Source organism: Bradyrhizobium sp. SBR1B, from assembly GCF_014198205.1.
GTDB lineage: Bacteria > Pseudomonadota > Alphaproteobacteria > Rhizobiales > Xanthobacteraceae > Bradyrhizobium.
The window spans coordinates 20,005-31,991 of the sequence record NZ_JACIHC010000023.1 but is presented as its reverse complement, the minus strand read 5'-3'; the positions used below and the strand labels follow the sequence as shown (position 1 = coordinate 31,991).

Sequence of the window (11,987 nt, the reverse complement as noted above, 5' to 3'; positions counted from 1 at the left end):
TAGCAGAGGCGAGGCCGGCTGCCCATCGCTGCGCAGCCGCCTTGTAACCGTCATGAGAGCCCCATATGTTTTCGGCCCGGGGCAGTCAGCGGCGAGCGCTCGCCGAACGACACGCCAAGGGAGAGCACCATGGGTCTACTCGACGTCCTCAACGGCATGCAGAACGGCCCGCGCGGCCCCTCTACACCCAGCTCCGAGAAATCCTCCGGCGGCATGTCGCCGATGACCATGGCGCTGCTCGGCCTGCTTGCCTGGAAGGCGTTCAAGCACATGACGGCAAACCAGTCCGGTACGGCGCCGCAGCCGTCGCCGACGCCGGCCCCTCCGCCGGTGAACGCGAACACCGCCGACAGCGGCGGTCTTGGCGGTCTCGGAGGCCTGCTCAAAGGCGGCCTCGGCGGCCTGCTTGCGGGCGGCGCGGCCGGCACCGTGCTCAGCGGCGGCCTCGGCGATCTCCTCAACCAGCTTCAGCAGGGCGGCCACGGCGACGCTGCGAATTCCTGGGTCGGCAAGGGTCAGAACAAGCCGATCGCGCCGGGCGATCTTGCGAGCGCACTCGGCGCCGACCAGATCGACAGCCTGTCCGCCCAGAGCGGCCTGTCGCGCGAGGAGCTGCTCAACGGCCTCAGCCAGTATCTGCCGCAGGTGGTCGACCATTTGACCCCGGACGGACGGCTGCCGACCGAGAACGAGATCTCGGGCAGACTTTAATCGGACGTTGATCGACGCGCTTTCGGGAAGGGGAGCACACTCATGAGCATGGGCGGCCTGTTGTGGATCATCGTCGTCGGCTTCGTCGCCGGCCTCATCGCGCGCTGGCTGGCGCCGGGACCGAACAACCCGAGCGGCTTCATCCTCACCACCATCCTCGGCATCGCCGGCGCGTTTCTCGCGACCTTCGTCGGCCAGGCGATCGGCCATTACAGCCCAGACCAGGGCGCCGGCTTTATCATGGCCACACTCGGCGCGGTGGTGGTGCTGTTCATCTGGCACCGGCTGGTCGCGAGCGGTGTGATCAAGGGGTAGTCACTGTCGCGTTGTGGCGCGACCTATCATCCAACTCGGTGTCGTCCCGGACAAGCGCGCCCTAAGCGCGCGCCGATCCGGGACCCAACCACAGGGAGGAGTTTGGCGAAGTCTCGGAGTGATCGGAGTCGCGCCAAACTTCTCCCTGTGGTTATGGATCCTCGCGCCCCGTGCGCAATTGCGCACTAGGCGGGGATGACAGCGGAGATTGGAACGCGATCTCACGTAATCAGATGCATCCCCGCATCCATGCGCACGACCTCGCCGGTCATGTTGCTGGAGGCCGGCATCGCCAGGAAGCAGACGAGTTGCGCGATGTCCTCGGCTGATGATGCGACCCTGAGCGGCACCTTCGCGACCACGCTATCGCGCACCTGCTTGGCGCCGGCTTCGCCGCGGCCCTTGGTGAACCAGGGCGTGTCGATATAGCCGGGGCAGACCGTGTTGACGCGGATCAGCGGCGCCAGCGCGCGCGACAGCGACAGCGTCATGGTGTTGAGCGCGCCCTTGCTCGCGGCGTAGGCGATCGACGAGCCGACGCCGCTGATGCCGGCGACCGAGGACACGTTGACCACGGCGGAGGGCCGCTCCGAGGCCTTAGCGCCGGCTTCGAGCAGGCTGCGCGCGGCACGCACCATCTGGAACGGGCCGATGGTGTTGACGCCATACACGCGCTGGAAATCTTCAGCCGACAATCCGTCGAGATCGGCATGGGCGACATGCTTGGTGGTGCCGGCATTGTTGACGAGGATGTCGAGCCGGCCCCAGGCGCTGGCCGCCGCAACGATCTTGCGGCAATCGTCGTCCTTTGAAACGTCGCCCTGCGCAACCAGGACTTCCGGAGAGCCTGCTTTGCGGCAAAGCTCCGCCGTGGCCTCGGCTTCTTTCTGGCTAGAGGAATAGTTGATGACGAGCCGCGCCCCGCTTCGCGCGAGGATTTCCGCGGTTGCTGCGCCAAGCCCGGAGGCGGACCCCGTCACGATTGCGCACAGACTGTCTTTGGCCATCCGGATTTCCTTCCCCTGGTTCTAATGCAAGCCTTAGGTCGCTGGCCTTGTTTAGCGAGTTTGCGGCGCCCTGCAAATCAAGCAAACTCCGCTAAGCGGAATTAGCCTCCTATGATCCTGGCCCCATGCCCGCGCCGCAGGTTGACCTGCGATCAACGCTTGTCAGGGCCATGGCTTTTTCGGATCATCGGGCGCAAGAAGACTTGCGCGGTTCGCTCCACCAGGCGGGCCGCGCCAACGGCAAAAAACGGGGAACGCTGTGGCGGAGAGTGACAACATCGTCGTCGAGACTGCGGAGAAGATCTTCGCCGATCTCGCCGATCCGCAAACCATCAACAATGACAAGAAGGATGCCTGGCAGGCGCCGCTGTGGCGGGCGCTGAGCGAAGCCGGCCTGCCATTGTCCTGGGTGCCCGACGATCTCGGCGGCTCCGGCGCGAGCCTTGCCGACGGCTTTGCGCTTCTGAACGCCGCCGGCCGTTTCGCCGTCGCGGTTCCGCTGGCCGAGACCATGCTGGCGGGCTGGCTGCTGGCGCAAGCGAAGATCGCATCGCCCGAGGGCGAGATGACGGTGCTGCCGGCATCGCCGAAGGACCGCATCACCCTCGATGCCGATGGCTCGCTTTCCGGCCGCGCCCGCGGCGTGCCCTTTGCGAAAGCGGCAAAGCATTTTGCGGTGCTGGCGCACGGCAAGGATGGCGTCTCGATCGCGCTGGTCGATGCCGGCAAGGTCCGGATCGAGTCCGGCCTCAATGTCGGCTACGACCACAGCGACACCGTGACGCTCGACAAGGTCCAGCCCGTCACGCGCAAGGCCGCGCCGAAGGGCTTTGACCAGACCACGATGATGCTGATGGGCGGCGTTGCGCGCAGCCTGCAGATCGCCGGCGCGCTGGAATCGATGCTCGACATCTCCGTGCGCTATTCCAACGAGCGCGTCGCCTTCGAGAAGAAGATCTCGAAATTCCAGGCCGTGCAGCACAATCTCGCCCGCCTCGCCGGCGAATCCGCCGCCGCTCTTGCGGCTGCGACCTCGGCCGCCGACGCCATCGCGAATGCGTCGCGTTTCGACGACGAAGTTTATCTCGAAGCCGCCTCGGCAAAGATCCGCTGCGCGGAAGCCGCGGAAAAGGGCGGCGCCATCGCACATCAGGTGCACGGCGCGATCGGCTTCACCCTCGAGCACATCCTGCACCGCTATTCGCTGCGGGCGTTGGCCTGGCGCGACGATTTCGGCTCGGAGAGCCACTGGGCCGTCGAGCTCGGCAAGCTGGTCGCAAACCGCGGCGCCGACGAATTGTGGCCGCTCGTGGCGTCGCGCTGATCAGGGAGAGAAACACATGACCGCTGCCCTCCGTTTCGATCCGATCCGCCTGCCCGAGAAGTGCGAGCAATTGCGTAAGGAAGTGCGCGCCTTCCTCGCCGAAGAAATCGCCGCCGGCACCTTCGATCCGCACACGCCCAATCGCGAAGACACCGACGCGCCGGAATTTTCCCGTCGGGTCGGCGCCAAGGGCTGGCTCGGGATGACCTGGCCGAAGAAATACGGCGGCCAGGAGCGCTCCTTCCTCGAACGTTACGTGGTGACCGAGGAGATGCGCGTCGCGAATGCGCCCACGCGGCGCTTCTTCGTGGCCGACCGCCAGAGCGGACCGGTGCTGCTGAAATACGCGCCTGAACATATCAAGATGGACATCCTGCCGCGGATCTGTCGCGGCGAGATCTGCTTTGCGATCGGCATGAGCGAGCCGAATTCCGGCTCCGACCTGTTCGCGGCAAAGACGCGCGCGACCAAGACCGACGGCGGCTATCTGATCAACGGCACCAAGATCTGGACCTCGTCGGCCCACATCGCCGACTACATGATCGCGATCTTCCGGACCTCACAGCCGACCAAGGAAAACCGCCGTCACGGCCTGACGCAATTCCTGGTCAAGATGAAGCAGCCGGGCATCAAGGTGAACCCGATCGGCCAGATCACCGGCCAGTACGAGTTCAACGAGGTCGTCTTCACCGATTTCTTCGTCCCCGACGATCACGTGCTCGGCGAGGTCGACGGCGCCTGGAAGCAGGCGACGAGCGAACTCGCCTATGAGCGTTCGGGCCCCGAGCGTTTCCTCGAAACCTATTACGTGCTGACCGAGCTGGTCCGTGCGGTCGGCCCCAACCCGGATACGCGCAGCGCCGAAGGCATCGGGCGCCTGGTGGCGCAGCTCCATACCATGCGGCGCATGTCGGTCTCGGTCGCCGGCATGCTGCAGGCCGGCAAGGAGCCTGTGGTCGAGGCGTCCATCGTCAAGGACATCGGCACGGTGTGGGAGCAGCAGCTCCCGCACCGTGTCCGCGACCTTGCTGCTTTCGTCGAGGAGACCGCGACCAACCGCGAGACCTTGGAGCGGCAGCTCGACTTCGCCATCAAGACCGCACCGAAACTCACCATCCAGGGCGGCACCACCGAGGTGCTGCGCGGCATCATCGCCCGCGGATTGGGCCTGCGCTAATCATTCGAGGATCATCATGACCACCTACAAAGACATCGGCGTCGAAAAAGTCGGACACGTCGGCACCATCGAGATCCGCCGCCCGCCGCTGAACTTCTTCGACATCTCGCTGATCAACCAGATCGCCGATGCGCTCGACGAATTCGACCGCGACATCGAGATCCGCGCCTCCGTTCTCTCGGCGCAGGGCAAGGCGTTCTGCGCCGGCGCGAACTTTGGCGACCCGGCGCGGCAGGCGCAGGAGGCGCGCGAGGCCGAGAAGAAGGGCGACCCCGCCGACAATCTCGGGCCGATCAACCATCTCTACATCCAGGCCGTGCGCATCTTCCGCGCCAAGAAGCCGATCGTCGCCGCCGTGCAGGGCGCCGCCATCGGCGGCGGATTGGGTCTCGCGGTTTCGGCGGACTTCCGCGTCACCTGCCCCGAAGCGCGCTTCTCAGCCAACTTCACCAAGCTTGGCTTCCATCCCGGCTTCGGCCTGACGACGACTCTTCCTGAGCTGATCGGCAAGAACAACGCCGAGCTGATGTTCTACACCAGCCGCCGCGTCACCGGCGAAGAAGCCGTGAAGTGGGGCCTCGCCAACGAGCTGGTGCCACAGGACCAGGTCAAGGCGGCCGCGATGAAGCTCGCCGGCGAGATCGCCGAATGCTCCCCGCTCGGCCTGCTCTCAACCCGCGCCACGATGCGCAATGGCCTCGCCGACCGCGTCATGGCCGCGACCAACCACGAACTCGCCGAGCAGACCCGGCTGCGCGCGACGGAGGATTTCAAGGAAGGCGTGAAGGCCACGGAAGAACGGCGCGCGGCGAATTTCAAGGGGCGATAGTCGACGTATCGCGCCGGCGCTTCGGCAATTTCTCCTGTCGTCCCCGCGAAAGCGGGGCCCCATAACCACAGGAAGAAGCTATAGGGCGCAGACCGTCACCACGAATCTTCGCCAAACTCCTCCCTGTAGTTATGGGTCCCGGGTTCGCTTCGCGCCCCGGGACGACAATGGTGTTTGTGGCCTCGCTACTTCCTCCCCACCACCAGCGCATCGACGATCGTCACGCCCTGCCCCTCGGTGTGCACCAGGACCGGATTGAGCTCGATCTCGGCGATCTCCTTTGCATGCCGCGCGGCGAGCACTGAAACGTCGGCGATCAACCGCGACAAAGCCGCAACGTCCGCCTTCACCGCTCCACGAAACCCATTGAGGAGCGGCGCAGCCTTCAAGCCCGCCAGCATCGCACCCGCCTCCTCCGCACTCACCGGCGCCGGGCGGTAGACGACGTCGCGGGACAGCTCGGTGGTGATGCCGCCGAGACCCACCATCACCATGGGACCGAACGTCTCGTCGGTCATCGTGCCGACGATGATCTCGACGCCCTTCTTCGCCATCGGGCCGACCAGCACGCCTTGGATATCCGCCTCCGGCCGGTGCCGGCGCGCATTGTCCAGCAGCGCCTCGAATGCCAGAAACACCTCGCCCTTGGTGGTGATGTTGACGCGCACGCCACCGACTTCGCTCTTATGGGCGATATCAGGCGACTGAATCTTCATCGCCAGGGGAAAGCCGACGCGGGTGACGGCTCCGTCGAGCTCGTTCTTGTCTCTCACCAGCACCTCATCCGGCAGTGCGATGCCGGCGGTGCGGAGCAACGCCTTGCTGTCGGCCTCGGACAGAACGGGCGATTTCAGATGCGTAGAAAGATCGCGCGCCGGCAGCCGCGCTGTGTCCGCAGGTAGCGGCAGCTTGAAACTGGCGTAGTCGACGAGCCGACGCATCGCGACGCCGACATGGGTGAGGCCCGAGAGCACGACGACGCCGGATTTGGCGAGCTCGCGGCGGGCGAAGTCGGACGGCACCGTATAGGAATAGAACACCACCGGCTTGCGTTGCGCCGACAGCACCGGCGTCAGCTCCTCCTCCTTGAAGGGCTTGCGCACCTCGCTCGACAGCGACAGCACGACCAGGATCGCATCGACCTCGTCGGAGGCAGTGAGCACATCGACGCTCTTCTGCAAGCCGCCAGAGGTGACGCCTTGCGCGGTGACGTCGATCGGGTTGCGCGCCGTGCCATAGGACGGCATCAACTGCTTGATCCCCGCCTGGACCTTTTCTGACAGCTCCGGCACCTGCAAGCCTTGCAGCGCCACCGCATCGGCGCCCCAGATGCCGGCGCCGCCGGAGACGGTGACGACGGCAACGCGATCGCCGTTCGGCAGCGGATTGCTGGCAAGCACCGCCGCGATCGTCAGCGCTTCATCCAGATCGTTGGAGACGATGAAGCCGTATTTTGCGAACACCGCGTCATAGGCCGCCGACCAGCCGGCCATGCTCGCGGTATGCGAGGCAGCCGCGCGCTGGCCTGCGCCGGAGCGGCCGACTTTTGTCACGATCACCGGCTTTTTCATCTCCGCAGCGCGCCGGGCGGCGACGAGAAATTTGTCGACGTCGCGGATGCCCTCGATGAACAGCAGGATCACGTCGGTCGAGGAATCCTGCACCATGTAATCCAGGAACTCGCCGGCGCCGAGATCGGATTCATTGCCGGTGCTGACGACATAGCTGACGGCGATTCCGAGGGCCCGCGCGCGATGATAATAGGCGAAGCCAATGCCGCCGCTCTGCGCGACGATGCCGATCCGTTTTTTGCTGGCAACAAGCGGCACCACGCCTGGCTTGACATCGACGGCCGGACTGAATGTCGCCGCCACGCGCTGCACCTGACTGAAGAAGCCCTCGGCGTTCGGCCCGGATATCCGCATGCCGGTGCGCTTCGCCAGCGCCGCGATCGCGTCCTGCATCGCCGCGCTGTCGCCGCCCTCCTCGGCAAAGCCGGAGGAGATGATCACGGCGTTCCTGACGCCGGCGGCAGCGCATTGCTCGAGCGCGGGAAGCACGGCGCGGGCGGGGATGATGATGACGGCAAGGTCGATCGGCGCGCCGATCTCGCCGATCGATTTGTAACAGGCGAGCCCGTCGATATCGGCGTAGTTCGGGTTCACCGGGTAGATCGTCCCGGGATATTCGTTCTTGCGCAGCATCGACAACAGCCGCCCCGGGATCTTCTCGTGGTCGCGCGAGGCGCCGATCAGCGCGATGCTGGCGGGCGCGAAGAAGCTGTCGAGCGGATGCGGCATAGGACGAGTCCTTCTTATTGTTGGCTGCACCGCATCTCTCACCGTCATCCTGAGGCGCCGGAACGCAGCGGAGGCCTCGAAGGATGAACGGCCCCACCGTGGCCGTCGCCCTTCGAGGCTCGCCGAAGGGGCGAGCACCTCAGGGTGACGGATAACGGTGGAGGGATCAACTGACGCGGAACGTCACGCCGCCCAGCAGAAACTCGTTCCCCGCCACCGCAAGCCCCCTCGCCTTCGCGGCGTGCAGCACCTGCGCAACGTCGGCCACCCGAAACTCCAGCGCGCTCATGATCTCGCTGGCGCCTTTTACGAAACGGAAGGCCGCATTGGGCAGTTTCAGCTCGGCACCTTCAGGCACAATGCCGATGATCTTCCCCCAATGCTCCGCCAGCCCCTTCGGATCCGGGCTCTGCATCTCCACGCCGGTCAGCGTCTGCGTCACGTCCTTGCGGATGAATTTCTGCCAGTCCGGTCCGGCCGGCGGATATGGCCCCAAAATATCATCGCTGCCTTCGGTGTGATTGAACTCGATGAAGGCAGCACGGCAGTCGCGGGGGTGAAGCTGGACGCCGTGATAGGGCGCATGGTCGATCACGTTGGCGGTGCGCACGCCAAGCGCATTGGCGTTGCGACCGCGCTCGTCGGGATCATTGCAGCAGAAGATCGCCATATAGCCGCCGCGGCCGCCGGTCTTCTCGATGAAGCGGCCGGCCGTGGTACCGCCCTTGAAGGGTGCGACCACCTCCAGCAAAATCGTGTCGACCGGTAGCAGCGCATTCTCCAGGCCGTATTTCGCGACATTACCGTCGCGGTAGCACACGGCGAGGCCCATGATCTCCGCGATGTCGGAGATCACGGGCGCGAGCTGCGGCGCGACCAGGCAGATCTGCCGCAACCGCATATAGGGCGCCATGGTCATACGCCCCTGAAGGTCGGCTTGCGCTTCTCGACGAAGGCCTTTGCGGCCTCCTTGTGATCCTCGGTGTCGCCGCAGCGGGTGTGATGGATCGCCTCGCCGTCAAAACAGTCTTCCAGCGCCAGATGCTCGGCATTGTTGATGTTGCGCTTGATGAAGCCGAGCGCGATCGACGGCCCTTGCGCCAGCGACAGCGCGACCTCGTGCGCGGCGGCATCGATCTCGGCGTCGGGCACGACCTTGGTCACCATGCCGATCGCATGCGCTTCCTTGGCCGTGAGCACCGGCGACATCAGATAGAGCTCGCGCGCCCGCGCGCTGCCGAGCAGCTGCGTCAGGAAATAGGTCCCGCCGTAATCGCCGGAGAAGCCGACCTTGGCGAAGGCTGTCGTGATCTTGCAGGATTCCGAGGCGATGCGCAGGTCACAGGACAGCGCCATCGACAGGCCGGCGCCAGCCGCGGCGCCGTCGAGCTGCGCCACCACGGGCTTCGGCATCTGGTGCAGGATGCGCGAGACCTCCATGCCGCGGCGCAGATTCGCAAGCTTCTGCTCGAACGGCAGCGGCGCGCGGCCCGCGGCCATCGACTTGACGTCGCCGCCGACGCAGAACGATCCGCCGGCCCCCTTGAACAGCACCGCGCGCACCTCCGGATCGTCAGCGGCGCGGCGTGCCGCTTCGACCAGCCCGGCCACCATCTCAGGGTTGAGCGCGTTCTTCCGCTCCGGACGGTTCATGGTGATGGTGAGCAGCCCGCCTTCGAGCTTTTGCAGGACCATGTCGTTGCTCATAGGGCGTCTCCCTTGTTGTTTTGCTCCGTCATTCCGGGGCGCGCGAAGCCCGAACCCGGAATCCATTTGTCGATAATCACTGCGGCCCGATGGATCCCAGGTTCGCGCTTACGCGCGCCCCGGGATGACGCTTCGCGTCACTTCTTCACCAGCGGGCAGCGCGACTGCTCCAGCGACTGGAACGCTTCGCTGCCGGGCACGGTGGCGAGCAGCTTGTAGTCGTCCCAGCGGCCCTTCGACTCCGACGGCTTCTTCACCTCGAACAGGTACATGTCGTGGATCATGCGGCCGTCCTCGCGGATCTTGCCACCCTTGGCGAAGAAGTCGTTGATCGGCGTCTCCTTCATCACCTTCATGACAGTCGCTGCATCGGTCGTGCCGGCCGCCTTCACCGCCTTCAGGTAGTGCGTGACGGAGGAGTAGACGCCGGCCTGCGCCGAGGTCGGCGGCCGCTTCACGCGCTCCTGAAAGCGCTTGGAGAAGGCGCGCGTCTCGTCGTTCATGTCCCAATAGAAGGCTTCCGCCAGTAGCAACCCCTGCGCGGTCTCCAGGCCGATCGAGTCGATATCGGTGACGAAGACGAGCAGCGGCGAGACTTTCTGACCGCCCTTCATGATCCCGAACTCCGCCGCCTGCTTGATGGCGTTGACGGTGTCGCCGCCGGCGTTCGCAAGCCCGATCACCTTGGCCTTCGAAGCCTGCGCCTGAAGCAGGAACGACGAGAAATCCGACGTGTTGAGCGGATGGCGCACGCTGCCTAGCACCTTGCCGCCGGTCTTGGTGACGACGGCACTGGTGTCCTTCTCCAGATCCTGGCCGAAGGCGTAATCGGCGGTGAGGAAGTACCAGCTGTCGAGGCCGGACTTCACGGCCGCAAGGCCGGTCACATTGGCCTGGCCGTAGGTGTCGAACACGTAGTGGATGGTATAGGGACCGCAGGCCTCGTTGGTGAGACGGATCGAGCCCGGACCGTTGAAGATGATGATCTTGTTGCGCGCCTTGGCGATCTCGCCTGCCGCAAGCGCGGTCGCGGAGGCCGCGACGTCGTAAATCATCTCGACGCCCTGGTTGTCGAGCATGTCGCGGGCGATGTTGGCGGAGAGATCGGCCTTGTTTTGATGATCGGCCGCCAGCACCTGGATCTTGCGCCCCAGCACCTCGCCGCCGAAATCCTCAACGGCCATCTTGGCCGCGGTCTCGCTGCCGGGTCCGGTGATGTCGGCATAGAGGCTCGACATGTCGAGGATGCCGCCGATCTTGAGAGGTGGCTTGTCCTGGGCCTGCGCGGCGGCGCTCGCACTGAGGGCAAACGCGGCGGCAAAAATGCCCGACAAAATTGTCTTCATGGAAAACGATCTCCCTTATCGCGCCGTACTCTGATGGCGGCTTGGTTATTGCTCTTGGCAATCGCTGTTGCCGCAATCATGCCGCATGCGCAAGAGCGCAGCAAGCGCGAGGGCGCCATGCGAGTCTTGCGGTGGCGGCATGTTTTCCGCAAAACGGAATGGTGAGATGCGGAAACATGTTTCCACGTCATTGCGAGCGTGTGAGATGACATCGAAGCCCCGCACTCGCTGCCGTAGGGTGGGCAAAGGCGCGCTCTTCGCGCCGTGCCCACGAGTCGGCGCGATCGGCAAAGACGTGGGCACGCTTCGCTTTGCCCACCCTACGAGAGTCCCTTCGTCATTGGCATCGTTTGAGTTAGGATCGACGCACAACGCAACCTCTACGGGTCACGTGGCGCAACGGCTTCACCTCATCGTCGCATTCCTTCTCCTCGCGAGTCACACCGCGCTCGCGATGCCGTGCCAGTTCGAGTCGCAAAGCGAAGGCCGTGTCGCTGCGATCGTCGATGCGCGCAGCGTTCGTCTCGACGATGGCCGCGAGATCCGCCTCGCAGGCATCGAGACGACGGCGACGACGAAGCAGGCGCTGGCCTCACTGCTCGCGAGCCGCGACGTGACACTCCGCGGCAACGACGACACGCCCGACCGCTACGGCCGCCAGGGCGCGCTGGTCTTCATCGGCGAGAGCGACACCTCGGTGCAGGCCATGCTGCTCGCCCAGGGCGACGCCCTGGTGTCGGCCGAAATCACGGACAAGGACTGCGCGGCGGCCCTGATGGCGTCGGAGGCCGAGGCGCGGCGCCAAAAAAAGGGCAGTTGGGCTGACCCGTCGGCCATAAAAAACGCGGAAAGTCCGGACGATATTTTGGCGGGGATCGGGCGCTTTATGGTGGTCGAGGGCAAAGTCCTGTCGGTCCGGCAAGCTGGGGCAATGACCTACCTCAACTTCGAACGGAACTGGACACGTGGCTTTGCCGTGACTATTTCAAAGCGCACGCTACCGGCGTTCGAAAATGCCGGGATCACCCTTAAGTCATTGGAAAGTAAGCGTATTCGAGTCCGAGGCTGGGTCGAGGGAAGTACGGGGCCGCGCATCGATGTGCGTCTCTTGGGACAGGTTGAATTGCTGGGCGCAAACGAGCCTACTGGGGTAAGGCCTTAACGGCCGGGCACGGGTTAATTGAAGTGAATGGGGTGCTAGAACGGCACGGACTGGGCGATTGCCGCCGCCTGCGGGCGGCGCCGGCCGCGCTTTGCCTTGCGCTGGGCGG

Annotated in this window: 11 protein-coding genes; 6 read left to right on the top strand and 5 right to left on the bottom strand. The window is 65.0% G+C overall.

Annotated elements, in window-relative coordinates; all coding sequences use genetic code 11:
* Positions 1–129 precede the first annotated feature (129 nt).
* Both GGD61_RS35345 and GGD61_RS35340 read left to right on the top strand, forming a co-directional pair.
* Complete coding sequence (locus GGD61_RS35345; protein WP_092261281.1) at positions 130–711, top strand: YidB family protein; 582 nt, start codon at positions 130–132, stop codon at positions 709–711.
* A 42-nt stretch (positions 712–753) separates the two neighbouring features.
* Positions 754–1,026, top strand: coding sequence for a GlsB/YeaQ/YmgE family stress response membrane protein (locus GGD61_RS35340; protein ID WP_177237369.1), 273 nt, complete (start codon positions 754–756; stop codon positions 1,024–1,026).
* 221 nt (positions 1,027–1,247) lie between these two features.
* On the opposite strand, the gene GGD61_RS35335 is transcribed toward GGD61_RS35340, so the two are convergent.
* Positions 1,248–2,033: an SDR family NAD(P)-dependent oxidoreductase gene (locus tag GGD61_RS35335; protein WP_092261282.1), complete on the bottom strand. Its 786-nt coding sequence runs from the start codon at positions 2,031–2,033 to the stop codon at positions 1,248–1,250.
* Between the two features lie 259 nt (positions 2,034–2,292).
* Between GGD61_RS35335 and GGD61_RS35330 the strand changes: the two genes are divergently transcribed.
* The 3 genes from GGD61_RS35330 to GGD61_RS35320 are packed head-to-tail and all read left to right on the top strand — an operon-like array spanning position 2,293 to position 5,363.
* Positions 2,293–3,357, top strand: coding sequence for an acyl-CoA dehydrogenase family protein (locus tag GGD61_RS35330; protein ID WP_092261283.1), 1,065 nt, complete (start codon positions 2,293–2,295; stop codon positions 3,355–3,357).
* A gap of 16 nt (positions 3,358–3,373) precedes the next feature.
* Positions 3,374–4,534, top strand: a complete 1,161-nt coding sequence (locus tag GGD61_RS35325) for an acyl-CoA dehydrogenase family protein (protein ID WP_092261284.1) — start codon at positions 3,374–3,376, stop codon at positions 4,532–4,534.
* Positions 4,535–4,550: 16 nt separating this feature from the next.
* Positions 4,551–5,363: an enoyl-CoA hydratase/isomerase family protein gene (locus GGD61_RS35320; protein WP_183232066.1), complete on the top strand. Its 813-nt coding sequence runs from the start codon at positions 4,551–4,553 to the stop codon at positions 5,361–5,363.
* Between the two features lie 185 nt (positions 5,364–5,548).
* On the opposite strand, the gene GGD61_RS35315 is transcribed toward GGD61_RS35320, so the two are convergent.
* From GGD61_RS35315 to GGD61_RS35300, 4 genes are all read right to left on the bottom strand, one after another.
* Positions 5,549–7,663 carry an acetate--CoA ligase family protein gene (locus GGD61_RS35315; protein ID WP_092261286.1) on the bottom strand — a complete coding sequence of 705 codons (2,115 nt, stop codon included), beginning with the start codon at positions 7,661–7,663 and terminating at the stop codon, positions 5,549–5,551.
* A 166-nt stretch (positions 7,664–7,829) separates the two neighbouring features.
* Positions 7,830–8,576 carry a hypothetical protein gene (locus GGD61_RS35310; protein WP_177237370.1) on the bottom strand — a complete coding sequence of 249 codons (747 nt, stop codon included), beginning with the start codon at positions 8,574–8,576 and terminating at the stop codon, positions 7,830–7,832.
* 2 nt (positions 8,577–8,578) lie between these two features.
* Positions 8,579–9,370 carry an enoyl-CoA hydratase gene (locus tag GGD61_RS35305; RefSeq protein ID WP_092261288.1) on the bottom strand — a complete coding sequence of 264 codons (792 nt, stop codon included), beginning with the start codon at positions 9,368–9,370 and terminating at the stop codon, positions 8,579–8,581.
* A 137-nt stretch (positions 9,371–9,507) separates the two neighbouring features.
* The gene (locus GGD61_RS35300) at positions 9,508–10,716 is read right to left on the bottom strand and encodes an ABC transporter substrate-binding protein (protein ID WP_018316471.1); all 1,209 of its coding nucleotides are present in this window, start codon (positions 10,714–10,716) and stop codon (positions 9,508–9,510) included.
* 391 nt (positions 10,717–11,107) lie between these two features.
* On the opposite strand from GGD61_RS35300, the gene GGD61_RS35295 reads away from it, so the two are divergent.
* Entirely contained in the window at positions 11,108–11,878 is a 771-nt protein-coding gene (locus GGD61_RS35295) for a thermonuclease family protein (protein WP_312012781.1), read from the top strand.
* Positions 11,879–11,987 lie beyond the last annotated feature (109 nt).

Excerpts from the sequence above, each read along its gene's own strand:
- GGD61_RS35335 (WP_092261282.1), bottom strand. The coding sequence starts at position 2,033 with ATGGCCAAAGACAGTCTGTGCGCAATCGTGACGGGGTCCGCCTCCGGG.
- GGD61_RS35310 (WP_177237370.1), bottom strand. The coding sequence starts at position 8,576 with ATGGCGCCCTATATGCGGTTGCGGCAGATCTGCCTGGTCGCGCCGCAG.
- GGD61_RS35300 (WP_018316471.1), bottom strand. The coding sequence starts at position 10,716 with ATGAAGACAATTTTGTCGGGCATTTTTGCCGCCGCGTTTGCCCTCAGT.
- GGD61_RS35325 (WP_092261284.1), top strand. The coding sequence starts at position 3,374 with ATGACCGCTGCCCTCCGTTTCGATCCGATCCGCCTGCCCGAGAAGTGC.
- GGD61_RS35305 (WP_092261288.1), bottom strand. The coding sequence starts at position 9,370 with ATGAGCAACGACATGGTCCTGCAAAAGCTCGAAGGCGGGCTGCTCACC.
- GGD61_RS35340 (WP_177237369.1), top strand. The coding sequence starts at position 754 with ATGAGCATGGGCGGCCTGTTGTGGATCATCGTCGTCGGCTTCGTCGCC.
- GGD61_RS35320 (WP_183232066.1), top strand. The coding sequence starts at position 4,551 with ATGACCACCTACAAAGACATCGGCGTCGAAAAAGTCGGACACGTCGGC.
- GGD61_RS35315 (WP_092261286.1), bottom strand. The coding sequence starts at position 7,663 with ATGCCGCATCCGCTCGACAGCTTCTTCGCGCCCGCCAGCATCGCGCTG.
- GGD61_RS35345 (WP_092261281.1), top strand. The coding sequence starts at position 130 with ATGGGTCTACTCGACGTCCTCAACGGCATGCAGAACGGCCCGCGCGGC.